Origin of the sequence: Streptomyces roseoverticillatus, from assembly GCF_000719265.1 — a bacterium.
Classification (GTDB): Bacteria; Actinomycetota; Actinomycetes; order Streptomycetales; family Streptomycetaceae; genus Streptomyces; species Streptomyces roseoverticillatus.
In genome coordinates this window covers 1-18323 of the sequence record NZ_JOFL01000011.1, presented here as the reverse complement: position 1 = coordinate 18323, position 18323 = coordinate 1, and the positions used below count along the sequence as shown (strand labels likewise).

Sequence of the window (18323 nt, the reverse complement as noted above, 5' to 3'; positions counted from 1 at the left end):
GCCCCTGCGCCTTTGACTCCGGGTATGGACCGACGAAGGAAGATCATCGGATATCTCCTCGCCCTTCTGGCGGTGGTGGCCCAGTTGGTCGTAGCCGAGCCCGCGGGCGCCGGTGACCGGGGCGATCCGCGCAACGAGGGGGCGTCCGTCTTCAAGGGCTGGGGCATCGACACCTGCCAGGCCCCCGCGCTGACCACGCTCAGCGCGTGGAAGTCGTCGGACTACCGCGCCGTCGGCGTCTACTTCGCCGGCCGCGCCCGCGCCTGCCCGCGGCAGACGTATCTGAGCGAGCGGTGGCTGGAGGGCGCCGACGACCTCGGCTGGCGCATCCTGCCGATCTACGTGGGCTCCCAGTCGCCCTGCGTGCGGGCGTCCAACAAGAAGGGCTACCCCATCGGCTCCTACCCCTTCGACCAGGGCCAGACGGAGGGCGAGGAGGCCGTCTCCAAGGCATCCGCACTCGGCATCGACATCCACAGCCCCCTCTACCTCGACATGGAGGCGTACAACGACAAGAACGACGACTGCGCCCGTACGACGCTGTCCTTCATCCGCGGCTGGGCGACGGCCGTGCGCAGCGCCGGCTACCTGCCGGGCTTCTACAGCAGCGCCGAGTCCGGGGTGCGGCACATGGACCGGGCCCGCCGCTCGGGCGCGACGTCGCTGCCCGACGTGCTGTGGTTCGCCCGCTGGCGGGTGGACCCCACGACGGACGAGGAGCCCGTGATCGGGCGCGGCGCCTGGCAGCCGCACCGTCGCATCCACCAGTACAAGGGGAACGTCACCGAGTCCCACGGCGGGCGGAAGCTGACCGTCGACCGCAATCTGGTGGACGCGCCGGTCGCGATCATCGACTGAAGCGACTGAAGCGACTGAAGCGACTGGATCGAGCTGGATCGACTGGATCGACTGAGCGGACCGGCCGGGAGGGCCGTGAGGGCCGGGGCTCCGGAGCCGGCCGGCAACGGAGCCCCGGCCCTCACGGCCGTACCCGCTCCTCGTCCCCGACCGGTCCCCGAGTCCTCTCCCCCTCCGGGAGGTGGGGGCAGCCCCACCTGTACGACCTGAGGCGGATCGCGCTTCGGCACCTGCGGGCGATCCGCCGGGTACAGGTGCGCTCCTAGCGTTGAGGCATGACAGCAACCACGACGCCTGTGTGCACCAGCGCATCCACCGCCGTGTACCCGTCGTTCTCCTCCTACGTACGGGCACGCGGGCCGGTGCTGCAGCGCACCGCGCGCTCCCTGACCTCGAACCCGTGCGACGCGGAGGACCTGCTGCAGACCGCGCTCACCAAGACCTACCTGGCCTGGGAGCGGATCGAGGACCACCGGGCCCTGGACGGCTACGTGCGCCGTGCCCTCGTCAACACCCGCACCTCGCAGTGGCGCAAGCGCAAGGTCGAGGAGTTCCCCTGCGACGAGCTGCCCGAGCCCGACGCGGCCCCGTCAGCGGACCCCGCCGAGCAGCAGGCGCTGCGCGACGCGATGTGGCGGGCCGTGCTGCGGCTGCCGGTGCGGCAGCGGGCCATGGTCGTCCTCAGGTATTACGAGGACCTCACCGAGGTGCAGACGGCCGAGCTGCTCGGCGTCTCCGTGGGGACGGTCAAGAGTGCGGTCTCGCGGGCGCTCGGGAAGCTTCGCGAGGACCCGGAGCTGGCTTGCGCGGCGTAGTGGCGCTGCGGCACCGCGCGCCGTGAGGCGGCACCTCGTACCGTGAGTACGAGCCGGGGGCATAGCGAAACATGGCGCAGGGTGGCGAAGGGTGGCGCACTTCCCTCGAATGGGTGGTTCCGCGCTCGCGCCCCGCTGCATTTGCTGCCACCATGTCGTTCACCCGGTCGGGATACTCCATATTTTGCGCATGAACGTGCCTCCGTTCGAACCGGACCGGTTGCCCGGCTCGAACAGAGGCGACGACGGTATGATCAATAGGGAGGGCGGCTAGCCGGTGATTGCATTCAGCAATTGCTTGACCTTCGTTCCACCGCTCCGTACGACGGGGTCGGCGGAGTTGATCAGGCAAATGCTGGTGACGATCTCCACGGTCAGCAGGCCTGCCGCATGGGGCTCCATCCTGGCCTCGTGGATCAGCGCGATGAAGATGACGGCGGCGGCGAGCTTCGTCATCGCCCTGTCGAGGCCCCGGCCCTCGGGGAGGAGCCTCGGCTGCCGGATGCGCACCGGGGTGCGCGCAGCGTCAGCACCCGGCCCCTGAGCAGGGGGGCCATCGTTCGTGGTCATGTCAATCTCCTGAGTCTGGGATACGGATTCCCCGCGAGTTTTTGAAGAGGCCGCGGGGCGTTCAGGCTATGGCCGATGCAACGATGGTCCCCCGTCGTACCGAGGAAGCCCCAGGTGTCGTTGACGGGGTTTCCGCAGGGGCTCACGGGCCGTTTTCCGGGCCCGTGACGATAGGTTTTCCACTCTTCGGGTCATCGAGGAATTCACTCGTTCGTGTTGACGCCCGAACTTCTCCGTGGTTGACGCCGGAGAAAATACGATTCACTGCCCCGCAGGGATTTCTGCAACCTCCGGGGCTCGGGGGATCCGTGCCCCGGCCCGCTTCGCGTCGTCCCGATGTTGTCCCGATCATGCTGTCCCGGCATGCCCGGGGTAGTGACTTACCGCGAGATACCCCAGCACAATCAGCGGACGACACCCGCCGTACCAGGTCTTCGGGAGGACCCCGGTGCAGAGCACGATGCAGGACGTACCGCTCACAGTCACGCGCATCCTCGCCCATGGCGCTCTCGTGCACGGCGGCGCCACGGTGACCACCTGGACCGGGGACGGCGAGCCACTGCGGCGCAGCTTCCGGGAGGTCGCGGAGCGGTCCGTCCAGCTGGCCCACGCGCTGCGCGACGAGCTCGGGGTGACCGGCGACCAGCGCGTCGCGACCCTCATGTGGAACAACAGCGACCACCTGGAGGCGTATCTCGCGATCCCCTCCATGGGCGCCGTCCTGCACACGCTGAACCTGCGGCTGCCCGTCGAGCAGCTCGTCTTCATCGTCAACCACGCCGCGGACCGCGTGGTCCTCGTCAACGGCTCGCTGCTGCCGCTGCTCGCGCCGCTCCTGCCGCACCTCGCCTCCGTCGAGCACGTGATCGTCTCGGGCCCCGGCGACCGCTCGGTGCTGGAGGGCTGCCGGCCCCGCGTGCACGAGTACGAGGAGCTGCTCGCGGGCCGCCCCGTCTCCGGCTTCGACTGGCCGCAGCTCGACGAGCGGCAGGCCGCCGCCCTCTGCTACACCTCCGGCACCACCGGTGAGCCCAAGGGCGTGCTCTACAGCCACCGTTCGGTCTACCTCCACGCGATGGAGGTCAACGCGGCCTCGGCGTTCGGCCTGACGCCCGCCGACACCTGCCTTCCTGTGGTGCCGATGTTCCACGTGAACGCCTGGGGCCTGCCGCACGCCGCCTTCATGGCCGGAACGTCCCTGCTGATGCCCGACCGCTTCCTGCAGCCCGCGCCGCTCGCCGACATGATCGCCTCCGAGCGGCCCACGGTGTCCGCCGGCGTCCCCACCATCTGGGCGGGCCTGCTCGCCGAGCTCGACGCCCGGCCGCGGGACCTGTCCTCGCTGCGCACGGTCATCAGCGGCGGCTCGGCCGCGCCGCCCGCGATGATGCGGGGCTTCCACGAGCGCCACGGCGTGCGGATCGTGCAGGCCTGGGGGATGACGGAGACCTCGCCGCTGGGCTCGGTCGCCTACCCGCCGGCGGGTCTGAGCGAGGAGGAGGAGTGGCCCTACCGCGTCACCCAGGGCCGGCTGCCCTCCTCCGTGGAGGCCCGGCTGGCCGGTCCCGGCGGGGAGCTCCTGCCCTGGGACGGCGAGTCGGCCGGCGAGCTGGAGGTGCGCGGGCCGTGGATCGCGGGCGCGTACTACGGCGGCGCGGCCGGCGAACCGGTCCGGCCCGAGGACAAGTTCAGCCCGGACGGCTGGCTGCGTACGGGCGACGTCGGCACGATCACCGCCGACGGCTTCCTCACCCTCACCGACCGCGCCAAGGACGTGATCAAGTCCGGTGGTGAGTGGATCTCCTCCGTCGAGCTGGAGAACCACCTGATGGCCCACCCGGACGTCGCCGAGGCGGCCGTCGTGGCCGTCCCCGACGAGAAGTGGGGCGAGCGCCCCCTCGCCACGGTCGTCCTCAAGGACGGCAAGAGCGTGGACTACGCCGCCCTGCGGGCGTTCCTCGGCGAGCGGGTGGCCCGCTGGCAGCTGCCCGAGCGGTGGGCGTCGGTCGTGACCGTGCCGAAGACGTCGGTGGGCAAGTTCGACAAGAAGGTGCTGCGCAAGCAGTACGCGGACGGGGAGCTGGAAGTCACCGTCCTGGCGTAGCGGAGCGGGGCGGCCTCCGGCATCCGGAGGCTGCCCCGTGAGACAGCGGTTGTTGTCAGCAGTTCTGGTCAGCGGCCCTTACGAGCCACCGCCGCGCCGCGCCCGCCCAGCCGATGGCGATCGCCGCGGCCGCAATGGCGCACACGCCGTTCCAGCCCCAGTGTGCGTACGCGGGACCCGCGATCGCGGACGCGCTCGCGCCGCCGATGAACGCCGTGACGACGTAGGCCGTGTTGGCCACCGCGGGCGAGCCGGTCGAGGCCAGCGCGCGGGTCTGGTTGGCGACCTGACCGGCCATCAGGCCGGCGTGGATGAACACGGCACCCGCGCACAGCGCCCACAGCTGGTGCCCGCCCAGCCAGAACAGCGGCAGCGAGACGACCGCGAGCGCGTACGCCGTGGTGACGACCCGGGGCGCGCCGAAGCGGTCGATCAGCGTGCCCGACACGGGTGCGACGGCGGTCGAGACGAGGCCGAACAGGCCGAAGAGACCGGCGGACGCGGTGGACAGGTGGAACGGTTCGTCCGCGGTGAGCAGCAGGGCGAGCGTCGTCCAGAGGGAGCTCCAGGCGCCGAACAGACCGCCCTGGCGCAGGCACGCCGCCCGCAGGTCGGCGGACGCGCGCAGCAGGCCCGGCAGCGCGGCGATGGCCTTGAGCGGCCGGGAGGCGCGGCGGGGGCGGGTCTCGGCCGGCAGGACCACGGCGGTCAGCAGGCCGATGGCGACGGTCAGCGCGGCGGAGCCGAGGAAGACGGCGCGCCAGCCGTACGCCTGACCGGCGAGCGAGCCGAGGACGCGGGCCGCGACGATGCCGGTGAACAGCCCGGCCACCACCGCGGCCACGTGCCGGCCGCGCCGCTCGGCGGGCGCCCGCTCGGCGACGAGCGGCACGAGCAGCTGCGGGACGACCGTCGCGGCGCAGGCCACCAGGACGGCCGCGGCCAGCGCGGGCAGGCCGGGCGCGAGCGTCGCCGCGACGAGGGCCGCGCCGGCCAGGGCCGACAGCACGGCCACGAGCCGGCGCCGGTCGGCGGTGTCGCCGAGCGGGGCGAAGATCAGCAGGCCGATGGCGTAACCGAGCTGGGCGACGGAGGCGATCCAGCCGGCCGCGGAGGGGGCGACGCCGAAGTCGCGGGCGATGAGGCCGAGGAGCGGGGCCGCGAGGTAGATGTTCGCGGCGGTGACGGCCGTGCAGAGGGAGATGACGGCGAGGAGGACCGCGTTGCCGGTGCGGGCCGGTGCGGGTGCGGGTGCGCTTATGGGCGCGTCTACGGGTGCGGGTGCGGGCGCTGTGGATGCGGACGTGGTTGTCGGCATGAGTGGTGGGTCCCCCTGGAGCCGTGCAAGCAGCGAAGCGGTGTGGCGGTGGCTGTGTCTATGCCTGTGCCTGTGGTCTGTAACCAACTGGTTGGTTATAAGTTTCACGTGAAACGGAACGTGCTGTCAACCAGATAGTTGGTTACGCTGGGTGCATGGCAGCAGTGAGGGATCCCGAGGCCACCAAGGCGCGCATCTTCGCCGCGGCCACCGCCGAGTTCGCCGCCCACGGCATCGCCGGTGCGCGCGTCGACCGCATCGCCCGCGAGGCGAAGGCGAACAAGCAGCTCATCTACGCGTACTTCGGCGACAAGGCGGAGCTGTTCTCCCAGGTCCTCCAGCAGGCGCTGCTGGAGCTCGCCTCCGCCGTGCCCGTCGACGCGGACGACCCCGACTGCTACGTCGACCGCCTCATGGAATACCACCGGGCCCACCCCGAGCTGGTGCGACTGCTCCTGTGGGAGGGCCTGGAGTACGGGAACGGGGAGATTCCGCACGAGGCGGAGCGGCGCGCCCGTTACGACGCCAAGGCGGAGGCCTTCGCCGCCGCCCAGGAGAAGGGGCGGGTCGACCGGGAGCTGCCTCCGCGGCACCTGCTCTTCATGATCAGCGCGCTGGCCGGATGGGCCACGGCCGTCCCCCAGTTCCGCAGGCTGCTCGTCGGCGGGGCGGAGGACGACCTGGCCGGGCTGCGGGAGTCCGTGCGGACGGCTGCGGGGCGGATCACCCGGCCGGCGGGGGAGCGGGGATCCGGCCCGGGCGCGGCCGGCTGACCGGGCTGACTTGCTGACCGGGCTGGCTCACTGACCGGGCCGACCCACTGACCAGGCCGGCCCGCTGACCGGGCCGCGGACTGACCCGGCGGGCCTGCCGGCGAGCGGTGGCTGTCCGGCGGCTGTCCTGCGGCTGTCCGGCGGCCGATCCGGTCCGCGGACTGGCCGGCCGATTCGCCCTGCCGCCCTGCTGACCGGTCCACCCCGGTGACCGATCCGATCCGGTCCGCCGGCCGGCTCAGTCCGTTCCAGCCTTCGACATCAGTCCGTTCCGACCTTCGACAGCAGGTCCACGATCCGGCCCTGCACCTCCGCGCTGGTCGACCGCTCCGCCAGGAACAGCACCGTCTCCCCCGTGGCCAGCCGCGAGAACTGCGTCGGGTCGACGATCCCGGCCGAGGTGTAGACGACCAGCGGCGTGCGCTTGAGCAGGCCGTTGCCGCGGAGCCAGTCGACGATGCCCGCGCGGCGGCGCCGCACCTGCATCAGGTCCATCACGACCAGGTTCGGGGGCAGCTGCGTCGCAAGCGACACCGCCTCCGCGTCCGTCGCCGCCCGGGCCACCTGCATGCCGCGCCGCTCCAGCGTCGCCGTCAGCGCCTCCGCGATCGGCGCGTGCTCCTCGATCAGCAGCACGCGCGGCGGGTGCATCTCGCTGTCGCGCGGCGCCAGCGCCTTCAGCAGCACGGCAGGGTCCGCCCCGTAGGCCGCGTCCCGCGTCGCCTGCCCCAGCCCGGCCGTCACCAGCACGGGGACCTCGGCCGCGACGGCCGCCTCGCGCAGCGACTGCAGCGCGGTGCGGGTGATCGGGCCGGTCAGCGGGTCCACGAACAGCGCCGCCGGGTAGGCCGCGGTCTGAGCGTCGACCTCCTCGCGCGAGTGCACGAGCACGGGACGGTAGCCGCGCTCGGTCAGCGCCGCCTCCGTGGACGGGTCCGGGGCCGGCCACACGAGGAGCCGGCGCGGGTTGTCGAGCGGCTCGGGCGGCAGCTCGTCGTCCATCGGGCGGCGCGGCGCGTTCATCACCTCGACCGCACCGTTGGGGCCGTCGAGGGGCTCCGGCCCCTCCGAACCCTCGTCCGGTGCTCCTATGGCGAACGCCCGCCCCTCCTGGGCGTCGAGCAGCGGCGGGCGCTGCGGCGCCGCCGGGGCGGTCGCGCCGGCGGCGCGCGGTGCCTGCTCAGGCTCCGGCTGCGGGGTGCGCTCGCGGTCGCCCTCGGCAGGGTTGCCGAGCCGCCGGCGCCGGCCCGAACCGCCGCCGGGCACCGGCTCCTGGCCGGGCGCCTGGCCGAACGGCGGGGCCTGGCCCAGCGCGCGGACGCTGATCGGCCGCCCGGAGGTGTCCGACCCGCCCTGAGCCGCGGCTGCCGCGCCCGGCTCCTCGGCGAGCGGGCGCCGGGCCCGGCGGCGGCCCGTCGGAGCGGGGGCGCCTGCGGCGGGCTGGTCGACGGGGCTGCCTGCGGCTCCGGCGCCCGGCTCCGGGCGGGGCGCCGGAGCTCCGTCCGGAGCGGCGGCGGGTACGGGCGCGGGGCCGTTCGGGCCGGCGGGCGCGGGACCGTCGGGACCCGGGTGCGCACCGGCGGTCGCGGGGCCGCCCCGACCGGGGACCGGCACGGGAGCCGCCGCTGCGCCGGCGGTCGCCGGGTTGTCCTGTCCGAGGAAGGAGGAGGTGCCGCCGCCGTGTCCGGGGTGGCCGCTCGCTGCGTCTGCGGGGGCCGCGGGGCCGTGGGCGTTCCCTGCGCTCGCAGGCGTGGGCCCGCTGCCCTGTCCGGGGAAGGGCGTTGCCCCGCCGGCGTTGGCCGGGGTGCCCTGCCCGAGGAAGGCGGAGGTGCCGCCGCCCGGGCCGGGGTGGTTGTTTGCCGCGCCCGTGGGAGTGGCGCTGTTGCCCTGTCCGGGGAAGGCGGAGGTGCCGCCGCCCTTTTCGGGGTGGCCGTTTCCTGCGCCTGCGGGCGTGGGGCCGCTCCGGCCGGGGTAGGGCGCTGCGGGGTTCACGGGTGCGGGGCCGTTGGCCTGGCCGGGGAAGGGTGCTGCTCCGCGGGGGGCCACCGGGGCGTCCTGCCCGAGGAAGGCGGACGTGCCGCCGCCCTGACCGGGCCGGCCGTTTTCTGCGTCGGCGGTCGCGGGGCCGCCCTGCCCCGGGAAGGGCGCCGCGGGGCTCACGGGTGCGGGGCCGTTGCCCTGCCCCGGGAAGGGTGCTGCTCCGCGGGCGGCCACCGGGGCGTCCTGCCCGAGGAACGCCGACGTGCCGCCGCCCTGGCCCGGGTGGTTGTCTGCCGCGCTCGCGGGAGTGGCGCTGTTGCCCTGGCCGGGGAAGGCCGACGCGCCGCCCTGACCGGGCCGGCCGTTCTCCGCGCCCGCGGGCGCGGGGCCACTCCGGCCGGGGAAAGGCGCCGCGGGGCCCGCGGGCGCAGGGCTGCCCCGGCCCGGGACCGGCGCCGCGCCGGGCCGTTCGGCTTCGGCGCCGAGGAAGGACGCCGTGCCGCCGCGCCCGTTCTGGGCCGGGCCCGTGAACCGGCCCGCGTCGCCCCGTTCGGGGTGCGGGTCTCCGGGGCCCGGGTACGGCGCCGCGCCCGGGCGGGGCTCGTCGTCCGCGGGCTTGCGGGGGGCGCCGGGCAGGGCGCCCCCCGCCTGCGGGCGGTCCGCCTCCGCCGGCGGCAGCGCGAACGCCGTCCGCGGCGCGGCGGGTTCTCCCGTGGCCTGGCCCGGGATCGGGCGCTCCGGGGACTCCGTAAGGGCCCGCCGGGCGCGGCGGCCCGTCGGGGCGGCCGCGGCAGCGGACTCCGGGGTGCGGTCGGCCTCGGCGGGCGGCAGGGCGAACGCCGTCCGCGGCGCCTCCGCCTCCTGCGGCTGCTCGCGGCGCGCACGCCGCCCCGTGGGCCCGGCCGGCGCGCCCTGTGCCTGCGGCGGTACGAGCCCGCTCGCGTCACCGTCGCCGCCGCCATCCGTGCCGCCCCGCCCGTGGCGGTTGGAGCGCGACCCGGGAGCACCCTCGGGGTCGGACGGCGCCGGCTCCTCGTCCGTGCGCGGCTTGGCGCGCCGCCGCCCCGTGGGCGGCGTGTCGTCGTTCTGAGGGGGCTGCGCGGGCTGCTGGACGACCGCGGCGCCGTCGCCCTGCGTGTCGCCGTCCGTCGCGCGGCGCGCCCGCCGCCCGCTGCCCTGCGTCCCGCCGCCGGCGGCAGCCGGAGCGGCCTCACCAGCAGAAGCGGCCGCACCGGCCGCACCGGCAGAAGCCTCGGGGGTCTCAGGCGCCGCCGCCGTGCCGCGCGCCCGCTGGGACGGCACCGGCATGACGGTCGTGGCGTTCATCGTGTCCGTGGCGGACCGCCGCTCCGTGGCGGCGGGGCTCACCGGCCCGCCCTTCGCGGAGACGGGCACCTCCAGGACGTACGCGCTGCCGCCCGCCGCGCCCGGCACGTCGTGGGTCTGCAGCACCCCGCCGTGCGCCCGCACGATGCCGCGCACGATCGGCCCGTGGACGGGGTCGCCGCCCGCGTAGGGCCCGCGCACCTCGATCCGTACGACCTCGCCGCGCTGCGCCGCCGCCACGACGATCGTGGAGTCGCCGGACGGCGCGCCGCCCGCGGGGGCGTTGCCCGTGGCGTCGACGCCCGCGACGTCCGCGATCAGGTGCGCCAGCGCCTGCGCGAACCGCTCCGCGTCGACCTCGGCCTCGATCGCCGGCGCGTGCACCGCGAACTGCGCCCGCCCGGGCCCGATCAGCTCGACCGCGCCGTCGACGCCCGCGGCCACGACCTCGTCGAGCGCGGCCGTCTCCCGCTCCAGCTTGGCGTCGCCGGCGTCCAGCTGCTGGTAGGCAAGGACGTTGTCGACGAGGGTGGTCATCCGGGCGTAGCCGGCGGAGAGGTGGTGCAGGATCTGGTTGGCCTCGGGCCACAGCTGGCCGGCCGGGTCGGCGGCCAGGGTGCCGAGCTCGGCGCGCAGTTGCTCCAGGGGGCCGCGCAGCGACTCCTTCAGGACGGCCTGCAGCTGGGCGTGGCGCGCGGCGAGCGCGTCGTACGAGCGGCGGTCGGTGAAGGTCATCACCGCGCCGACGAGCTGGTCGCCGTCGCGCACGGGGGCGGTCGTGAGGTCGACCGGGACCGCCCGGCCGTCCTTGGCCCAGAGCACCTGCCCGCGCACCCGGTGCTTGCGCCCCGAGCGCAGCGTGTCGCAGACCGGGGACTCCTCGTACGGGAACGGCGTGCCGTCCGGCCGGGAGTGGTGGAGCAGCGGGTGCAGCTCCTTCCCGCCGAGGTCGCTGGCGCGGTAGCCGAGGATCTGCGCGGCGGAGGGGTTGAGCAGAACGATCTTGCCGGCGGTGTCGACGCCGACGACGCCCTCCGCGGCGGCGCGCAGGATCATCTCGGTCTGCCGCTGCTGCCGGGCGAGTTCGGCCTCGGTGTCGAGCGTGCCGGTCAGGTCGCGGACGACGAGCATGAGGAGCTCGTCGCCGGTGTAGGGCTGGTGGTCGGCGTACGGGGTGCGGCCGTCCTCCAGATTCGCGCTCGTCACCTCGACGGGGAACTGCGAACCGTCCGTGCGCCGGGCGATCATGCGCGTGGGCTTGGTGCGGGCGTCGCCGTCCGGAGGGCGGATCGAACCGGGGATGCGGCGCGAGTCGAAGTCGGGCAGCAGGGAGAGCAGCCCGCGGCCGACCAGGCCCGTGCCGGGGACCTCGAAGGTCTCCAGAGCTATGTGGTTGGCGTTGACGACCGTGCCGTTGCAGTTGACGAGCAACAGGGCGTCGGGGAGGGCGTCGAGTATGGCTGCGAGGCGAGCAGCGCCTCGGGATGGCCTGCTGCTCACGACGACGCTTCCTCCCTGGTTACCGCACCTTGCAGACCGCGCCGGGCGGGCTGTCGGCCGCGCCGTGGCGTGTCACTGGAGCGCAGTCTACGGGCTGCCGGGGCGGGCGCGGCGGCGGACGAGGCGTGCGGCGAGGCGCACCGGACGGGCGCCGTGGGGCGTCTGCCGCAGGCCCGACATGTCTTATGTGTCAGACCTTGTGGTTGACATTGCGGTCGGCAGGCAAGGTGCCGGCGGGCGTGTCCGCGGCCGTGTCGACCGCCCTCCCGGCCGCTTCGCCGACGGGTCACCGGGCGGTCGTCAGCGGATCCCCGGCCAGCCTTTCTCCGGGGTGCCGAGCAGGCGGGAGAACTTCTCCCAGCGCTCGATCTCACAGCCGTTCGTCCGCTTGAACTCCGCCCGCACGGGGCGGCCCGCCCAGTGGCCGGTGACCCGGGCGCGCTGCGGCCCGCCGTAGATCATCGTGCAGACGGTGCCGTCGGGCACGGGCGCGAACGGGTCCTTGCCCCAGGTGGTCTGGCCGTCGACCTGGCGGCAGGCCTCCCGGGCGCGCGGGTGGGTGCCGCCGTCCGGATGGCAGTAGAGGTAGTAGGTGGAAGAGGTGGCCTCGCGGCCGTCGAATCTGCCGTTGTCGCTGATGGTCACGGTGAGGTGGTCGAAGCCCTCGGGGTTCGCCGGGGGCATGGGGAGCCCGGCCGCCGGGGCGGCCGAGGCGGAGGGGACGGCGAGCAGGGCCGCCGGGACCAGAGCGGCGGCGGCGAGGGCGATTCGGCGGAGCAGCATGCGGGACTCCCGGGGGCAGGCGAGGCGGACCGGGGGCGCGCAGGGCCCGGCCGATCCCTTCACCCTTCTAACGCGCCGGGCGGCAACGCGTTGCGCTCCGGAAAACGTCTTTGCCCCGCCCGGTGAAAGCCCGGTACCGTAGGGGTGCGATTGGTGAGCGGCCAGGAGACTGTGTCATCATCTGCATCGCACCACTCGTGCATGCACGGGTGGGCTGGAGGCGTCGCCTAGTCCGGTCTATGGCGCCGCACTGCTAATGCGGTTTGGGACTTAAATCCCATCGAGGGTTCAAATCCCTCCGCCTCCGCACTACCGGCAAGCCCCGGTCGTCCTTGAGACGGCCGGGGCTTCCGCGTTGTGGGGCGGTGGTCGGGCGAGGGCGCCGCGAGGGTGCGGGCGATCTTGTCAGCAGGGGTCGCCGGAGCCGCTCCAGAAGGCGTTTTCGCAGGTGGGAGCGGGTGCGGGGAATGGATTTCGCGTCGCGGCGGAGTTCATGTAATGTTGTCCACGCAACGCCGACCGGCAAGAAAACGCCGGGAAGCCGAGCGCTCGTAGCTTAACGGATAGAGCACTTGACTACGGATCAAGAGGTTGCAGGTTCGAATCCTGCCGAGCGCACAGCCGGAAGTCCTCGGACTTCCGACCGTCGCGGGGTGGAGCAGCTCGGTAGCTCGCTGGGCTCATAACCCAGAGGTCGCAGGTTCAAATCCTGTCCCCGCTACTAAGACCGAAGGCCCGGTACCTCAGGTACCGGGCCTTCGGCGTATCCGCAGGGCTTCGGGGGTCGTCACTCCCGGACGGGCGCGTGAGTCTCCGGACTCCGGACGCACGGGCCTTCGGCGCGCGATTCTCAGGAGAATCACAGAGAGCCGAAAGCTCCCTCTCACGCGCCCCTCGCACCCTCGTCCCCATGACGGCCGACCCCTTCCTCCCGCCAGCCCCCGCCGCCCCCGCTCCCCTCCTGCGCGAGGACGGCGGCCCGGTACGCGTCCTCGTCGTGGACGACGAGGCGTCGCTCGCCGAGCTGCTCTGTCTGGCCCTGCGCTACGAGGGCTGGGACGTGCGGTCCGCGGCGGACGGCGCCGAGGCCGTACGGGTCGCGCGGGACTTCGGGCCGGACGCCGTCGTCCTGGACGTGATGCTGCCCGATCTGGACGGGCTGACCGTGCTGGGCCGGCTGCGCCGCGAACGCTCCGACGTCCCGGTGCTCTTCCTCACCGCCAAGGACTCCGTCGAGGACCGCATCGCCGGGCTCACCGCCGGCGGCGACGACTACGTGACCAAGCCGTTCAGCCTGGAGGAGGTCGTCGCCCGGCTGCGCGGGCTGCTGCGCCGGGCCCGCGCCGTCGCGCCGCGCGCCGGCTCCGTCCTCACCGTGGGCGACCTCGTCCTGGACGAGGACAGCCACGAGGTCTCGCGCGGCGGCACCGGCATCCACCTCACCGCAACCGAGTTCGAGCTGCTGCGCTTCCTCATGCGCAACCCGCGCCGGGTGCTCAGCAAGCCGCAGATCCTCGACCGGGTCTGGTCGTACGACTTCGGCGGCCAGGCCAATGTCGTCGAGCTCTACATCTCCTACCTGCGACGGAAGATCGACGCCGGGCGGGAGCCGATGATCCACACGCGGCGGGGCGTCGGCTACCTCATCAAGCCGGCCGCGCCGGCGTGAGTCCGGGCCCGGCACTGTCCGCCCGGCCGCGGCCGCTGCGCACGCGGCTCGTGCTGTCCACCGTCGTGCTGGTCGCCGTCGTCTGTGCGGTGATCGGCACGGTCACGGCCATCGTGCTGCGCAGCTACCTGTACGGGCAGCTCGACGGCCAACTCGCGGAAGTGGTGCGGCGTGCCGCGGCCCCCCGCCCGCCGGACCTGCGGCGCGGCGGCCCGCTGAGCTTCGTGCAGGGCGGGGGCCAGCCCATCGGCACCGTCGGCGCGCTGACCGGGGCCGACGGGCGGGTCACCGACTCCGCCGTCAGCACGTCCCCGCGCATCTGGCGGGGCGACGGCGAGCCCCTGCGCGAGCCGCTGACCGCCGCCCAGAGCGACGCCCTCGCGCGGCTGCCCCGGGACGGGCGGCCGCACGACGTCGGCCTGCCCGGGCGGGGGGACTACCGCGCCCGGTCCGTCACCGCGCCCGACGGCGCGACGTACCTGGTCGGCATCCCCACCGCGAGCGTCCAGGAGACCCTCGACACGCTGATCGTGGTCGAGGTGTGCGTGACCGCCGCCGGCCTCGTGGCGGCCGGGATCGCCGCCGCCGCGACCGTACGGATCGCCCTGGGGCCGCTGCGGCGGGTGGCGGCGACCGCGACCCGGGTCTCCGAACTGCCCCTGCACGAGGGCGAGGTGGCGCTGCACGAGCGCGTTCCCGAGGCGGAGGCCGATCCGCGGACCGAGGTGGGCCAGGTCGGTGCGGCGCTCAACCGCATGCTGGGCCATGTGAGTTCGGCTCTGACGGTGCGTCAGGAGAGTGAGACGCGGGTGCGGCAGTTCGTCGCCGACGCCAGCCACGAGCTGCGGACGCCGCTGGCCTCCATCCGGGGGTACGCCGAGCTCACGCGGCGCACCGGGGCGGGCGGGAGCGGCGGCGCCGACGGCGGTGGCGAGCCGGTCGGGCCCCGGACCCGGCACGCGCTCGGCCGCATCGAGTCCGAGGCGCGGCGCATGACCGGGCTGGTGGAGGACCTGCTGCTGCTCGCCCGGCTGGACACCGGCCGCCCGCAGGCGTTCGCGGACCTCGACCTCTCTCCGCTCGTGGTCGACGCCGTGAGCGACGCGCGGGCGGCCGGGCCGGGTCACGCGTGGCGCATGGACCTGCCGGCCGAGCCGGTGGCCGTACGGGGTGACGCCGCCCGGCTGCACCAGGTGCTCGTCAACCTGCTGGCCAACGCGCGGACGCACACGCCGGCGGGGACGACGGTGACCGCCCGCGTACGGGGTGCCTCCCGCGAGGGGTGGGCGGCCGTGTCGGTCGAGGACGACGGGCCGGGGATTCCCGCGGAGTTGCTGCCGCATGTGTTCGAGCGGTTCGCGCGGGGGGACGCTTCCCGGTCCCGGGCGGCGGGGGGTTCCGGGCTGGGGCTCGCGATCGTGCGGGCGGTTGTGGCGGCGCACGGGGGTGTGGTGGGCGTCGAGAGTGCGGCCGGGCGGACCGTTTTCACGGTCAGGCTGCCGGTTCGGCACCGCCGGGTTGCGCCGCCGGGGCTGAACGCCGTCGCGGCGGAGGAGATTCCCCTGGCCCGGCCCTTCCCGTAACCGGGGGCAAGCCCCCGGACCCTCAAAGGCGTTGGGGTCGGGTGGCCGGGTGGCCGGGTGGCCGGGTGGTCGGGTGGCCGGGTGGCCGGCGTCGCCGGGACTGGCGGGACCGGCGGCTTCGTGCCGGCATTCACAGGGTGCCCACAGGCGGTCCACACGCGGGCGACAGGCGACCCCGGAAGGGTCGTCACCATGACTGAGGCCACCCGTCAGCCACTTCCCGCACGCACGCCCCTCCCCCCGCAGGGGACCGTGCTCGACGTCGTGATCCCCGTACACAACGAGGAGGACGACCTGGAGGCGTGCGTGCGGCGGCTGCACGCGCACCTCACGGACACCTTCCCGTACGGGTTCCGGATCACGATCGCGGACAACGCGAGCACCGACCGCACCCCCGAGGTCTCCGCCCTGCTGGACGACTCCCTCGACGAGGTGACCGCCGTCCGGCTGGAGGAGAAGGGGCGCGGGCGGGCGCTGCGCACCGTCTGGTCGATGTCCGGGGCGCCCGTGCTCGCCTACATGGACGTCGACCTGTCCACCGACCTCAACGCCCTGCTGCCGCTGGTCGCCCCGCTCGTCTCCGGCCACTCCGACCTGGCCATAGGGACGCGGCTCGCGGGCGGTTCGCGCGTCGTGCGCGGGCCGAAGCGGGAGTTCATCTCGCGCGCGTACAACGTCGTGCTGCGGACGGGGCTCGCGGCGCGGTTCTCGGACGCGCAGTGCGGGTTCAAGGCGGTGCGCAAGGACGTCGCCGAGCGGCTGCTGCCGCTGGTCGAGGACTCGGGGTGGTTCTTCGACACCGAGCTGCTGGTGCTGGCCGAGCGGGCGGGGCTGCGGATCCACGAGGTGCCGGTGGACTGGGTCGACGACCCGGACAGCTCCGTGCACATCGTCCGCACGGCGACCGAGGACCTGCGCGGCGTGTGGCGCGTGGGGCGGGCGCTCGCCACGGGCGCGCTGCCGCTGGACCGGCTGCGCCGCCCCTTCGGCGACGACCCGCGCGACCGGGCCGTGGCGGGGGTGCCGCGGGGGCTGGCCCGGCAGGTTCTGGGCTTCTGCGTCGTGGGCCTGCTCAGCACGGGCCTCTACCTCGGGCTGTACTCGCTGCTGCGGACGGTCTCGGGCCCGCAGGCGGCGAACGCGGCGGCACTGCTGCTGTCGGCCCTCGCCAACACCGCGGCCAACCGGCGCCTGACCTTCGGGGTGCGCGGCCGGGACCGGGCGGTCCGGCAGCAGGCGCAGGGCCTCGTGGTCTTCGCCATCGGCCTCGCCCTGACCAGCGGTTCGCTCGCCGCGCTGCACGCGGCGGGCGGCTCCCCCTCGCACGGCGCGGAACTCTCCGTGCTCGTCACGGCCAACCTGGCGGCGACGGTGCTGCGGTTCCTGCTGCTGCGGGCGTGGGTCTTCCCGGCGCGCCCGGGAGCCCCGGAACCGGGGCGGGCACCGGCGGCGCCGGACGCGGCCCGCCCCGACGATCACGCAGGGGCCGCGCCGTGCGGGTCCCGTACACCGAGGAAGGCTCGATGACCAAGACACTCCCGACGCGATGGCGGCGCCCCTCCTGGAAGGCCGTCGCGCTGCTCGCCGTCACCGCCGCGCTCTACCTCTGGGACCTGGGCGCGTCCGGCTACGCGAACCAGTTCTACGCCGCCGCCGCGCAGGCGGGCAGCGCGAGCTGGAAGGCGTTCTTCTTCGGCGCGTCCGACGCCGCCGGGGCGATCACCGTGGACAAGCCGCCCGCGTCGCTCTGGCCGATGGGCCTGTCCGTACGGGTCTTCGGGCTCAGCTCGTGGGCGATCCTCGTGCCCGAGGCGCTGATGGGCGTGGCCGCGGTGGGGGTGCTGTACGCGACGGTGCGGCGGTACTCCGGCGAGGCGGCCGGGCTGCTCGCGGGTGCGGTGTTCGCGCTGACGCCCGTCGCCGCGCTGATGTTCCGCTTCGACAATCCCGATGCGCTGCTGTGCCTGCTGATGGTGTGCGCCGTGGCGTGCGTCCTGCGGGCGCTGGAGGCGGGCCGGACGGTGTGGCTGCTCCTGGCGGGGCTCTGTTTCGGCCTGGCGTTCCTCACCAAGACGCTGCAGGCGTGGCTGATCCTGCCGCCGCTCGCCGTGCTGTACGCGGTGTGCGCGCCGGGCCGGCCGCTGCGGCGGGCGGGGCAGCTGCTGCTCGCGGGGCTGGTGACCGTCGTCTCCGGCGGCTGGTGGGTCGCCGTGGTCGAGCTGTGGCCCGCGGGCTCGCGCCCGTACATCGGCGGCTCGCAGCACAACAGCTTCCTCGAACTCACCTTCGGCTACAACGGACTCGGCCGCATCAACGGCAACGAGACCGGGAGCGTGGGCGGCGGCCACGGACCCGGTGGCGGTGGCGGCGGGCGCTGGGGCGACACCGGCATCCTGCGGCTGTTCGGCTCCGACATGGGCGGGCAGATCGCCTGGCTGCTGCCGGCGGCGTTCGCGCTGCTGGTGGCCGCGCTGTACCTGACCCGGGGGGCGGGCCGGACGGACATCCTGCGGGCGGCCTTCCTGGCGTGGGGCGGGGCGATGCTGATGACCTTCGGGGTCTTCAGCTTCATGTCCGGGATCTTCCACCAGTACTACAACATCGCGCTGGCGCCGTACGTGGCCGCGCTCGTCGGCATGGGGGCCGTACTGCTGTGGGAGCGGCGGGCGTTCACCGTGCTGGCGGCGGTGGTGGCGGGGACGGCCGGCTGGGCGTACGTCCTGCTGGACCGCACTCCGCAGTGGCTGCCGTGGCTGAAGTGGGCGGTGCTGCTGGGCGGGGTCGCGGCGGGGTGCGCGGTGCTGGGCGCGAAGCGCGGTCCGCTCGCGCGGGTCGCCGTGGCGCTGTCCGTGGCGAGCGCGCTCGCGGCGCCGCTGGCGTACACGCTGAACACGGTGCGGACGCCGCACGGCGGATCGATCGTGACGGCGGGGCCGGCGGTGAAGGGCGCGGGGCGCTTCGGCGGCGGCGCCGGCGGCATGCGGCCGGCGGGGCGGGACGAGAAGGCCGGCGGGGCGGGGGGTGCGGCCGGGGGCCGTGGGCCG

The 18323-nt window shown here is 74.5% G+C and carries 12 protein-coding genes and 3 tRNA genes; 11 read left to right on the top strand and 4 right to left on the bottom strand.

Annotated features, from left to right (window positions below; all coding sequences use genetic code 11):
• Positions 1-24 precede the first annotated feature (24 nt).
• Complete coding sequence (locus tag IF61_RS0114225) at positions 25-858, top strand: DUF1906 domain-containing protein (protein WP_030366731.1); 834 nt, start codon at positions 25-27, stop codon at positions 856-858.
• A gap of 275 nt (positions 859-1133) precedes the next feature.
• On the top strand, positions 1134-1673 hold the full coding sequence (locus IF61_RS0114220; protein ID WP_030366730.1) for a SigE family RNA polymerase sigma factor: 540 nt from the start codon (positions 1134-1136) through the stop codon (positions 1671-1673).
• Positions 1674-1943: 270 nt separating this feature from the next.
• Here the strand turns inward: IF61_RS0114220 and IF61_RS0114215 are convergent, their stop codons facing one another.
• On the bottom strand, positions 1944-2243 hold the full coding sequence (locus IF61_RS0114215) for a hypothetical protein (protein ID WP_030366729.1): 300 nt from the start codon (positions 2241-2243) through the stop codon (positions 1944-1946).
• A 448-nt stretch (positions 2244-2691) separates the two neighbouring features.
• On the opposite strand from IF61_RS0114215, the gene IF61_RS0114210 reads away from it, so the two are divergent.
• Entirely contained in the window at positions 2692-4347 is a 1656-nt protein-coding gene (locus IF61_RS0114210) for a long-chain fatty acid--CoA ligase (protein ID WP_030366728.1), read from the top strand.
• A 55-nt stretch (positions 4348-4402) separates the two neighbouring features.
• Here the strand turns inward: IF61_RS0114210 and IF61_RS0114205 are convergent, their stop codons facing one another.
• Positions 4403-5665 carry an MFS transporter gene (locus IF61_RS0114205; protein ID WP_030366727.1) on the bottom strand — a complete coding sequence of 421 codons (1263 nt, stop codon included), beginning with the start codon at positions 5663-5665 and terminating at the stop codon, positions 4403-4405.
• Between the two features lie 155 nt (positions 5666-5820).
• Between IF61_RS0114205 and IF61_RS0114200 the strand changes: the two genes are divergently transcribed.
• Positions 5821-6438, top strand: coding sequence for a TetR/AcrR family transcriptional regulator (locus IF61_RS0114200; RefSeq protein ID WP_052392689.1), 618 nt, complete (start codon positions 5821-5823; stop codon positions 6436-6438).
• A 261-nt stretch (positions 6439-6699) separates the two neighbouring features.
• On the opposite strand, the gene IF61_RS0114195 is transcribed toward IF61_RS0114200, so the two are convergent.
• Positions 6700-11244 carry a response regulator gene (locus IF61_RS0114195; protein WP_078660206.1) on the bottom strand — a complete coding sequence of 1515 codons (4545 nt, stop codon included), beginning with the start codon at positions 11242-11244 and terminating at the stop codon, positions 6700-6702.
• Between the two features lie 300 nt (positions 11245-11544).
• Complete coding sequence (locus IF61_RS0114190; RefSeq protein ID WP_043189156.1) at positions 11545-12027, bottom strand: SSI family serine proteinase inhibitor; 483 nt, start codon at positions 12025-12027, stop codon at positions 11545-11547.
• A gap of 216 nt (positions 12028-12243) precedes the next feature.
• On the opposite strand from IF61_RS0114190, the gene IF61_RS0114185 reads away from it, so the two are divergent.
• The 7 genes from IF61_RS0114185 to IF61_RS0114155 form a co-directional block, all read left to right on the top strand.
• Positions 12244-12334: transfer RNA gene (locus tag IF61_RS0114185), tRNA-Ser, on the top strand.
• A gap of 238 nt (positions 12335-12572) precedes the next feature.
• Positions 12573-12645: transfer RNA gene (locus IF61_RS0114180), tRNA-Arg, on the top strand.
• Between the two features lie 29 nt (positions 12646-12674).
• Positions 12675-12748 (top strand) — tRNA-Met (locus tag IF61_RS0114175).
• Between the two features lie 189 nt (positions 12749-12937).
• A complete protein-coding gene (locus IF61_RS0114170; protein WP_030366723.1) occupies positions 12938-13696 on the top strand; it encodes a response regulator transcription factor in 759 nt (252 codons plus the stop codon).
• Positions 13693-15279 (top strand): sensor histidine kinase, encoded by a 1587-nt coding sequence (locus IF61_RS0114165; RefSeq protein WP_078660204.1) that lies wholly within the window; start codon positions 13693-13695, stop codon positions 15277-15279. The genes IF61_RS0114170 and IF61_RS0114165 overlap by 4 nt, the downstream gene beginning before the upstream one ends.
• A gap of 192 nt (positions 15280-15471) precedes the next feature.
• A complete protein-coding gene (locus IF61_RS0114160) occupies positions 15472-16806 on the top strand; it encodes a bifunctional glycosyltransferase family 2/GtrA family protein (protein WP_052392688.1) in 1335 nt (444 codons plus the stop codon).
• A partial coding sequence (locus IF61_RS0114155) for an ArnT family glycosyltransferase (RefSeq protein WP_169748821.1) occupies positions 16803-18323 on the top strand: 1521 nt, incomplete at its 3' end. The genes IF61_RS0114160 and IF61_RS0114155, both read left to right, overlap by 4 nt.

Excerpts from the sequence above, each read along its gene's own strand:
- IF61_RS0114225 (WP_030366731.1), top strand. The coding sequence starts at position 25 with ATGGACCGACGAAGGAAGATCATCGGATATCTCCTCGCCCTTCTGGCG.
- IF61_RS0114200 (WP_052392689.1), top strand. The coding sequence starts at position 5,821 with ATGGCAGCAGTGAGGGATCCCGAGGCCACCAAGGCGCGCATCTTCGCC.
- IF61_RS0114170 (WP_030366723.1), top strand. The coding sequence starts at position 12,938 with ATGACGGCCGACCCCTTCCTCCCGCCAGCCCCCGCCGCCCCCGCTCCC.
- IF61_RS0114160 (WP_052392688.1), top strand. The coding sequence starts at position 15,472 with ATGACTGAGGCCACCCGTCAGCCACTTCCCGCACGCACGCCCCTCCCC.
- IF61_RS0114220 (WP_030366730.1), top strand. The coding sequence starts at position 1,134 with ATGACAGCAACCACGACGCCTGTGTGCACCAGCGCATCCACCGCCGTG.
- IF61_RS0114215 (WP_030366729.1), bottom strand. The coding sequence starts at position 2,243 with ATGACCACGAACGATGGCCCCCCTGCTCAGGGGCCGGGTGCTGACGCT.
- IF61_RS0114205 (WP_030366727.1), bottom strand. The coding sequence starts at position 5,665 with ATGCCGACAACCACGTCCGCATCCACAGCGCCCGCACCCGCACCCGTA.
- IF61_RS0114190 (WP_043189156.1), bottom strand. The coding sequence starts at position 12,027 with ATGCTGCTCCGCCGAATCGCCCTCGCCGCCGCCGCTCTGGTCCCGGCG.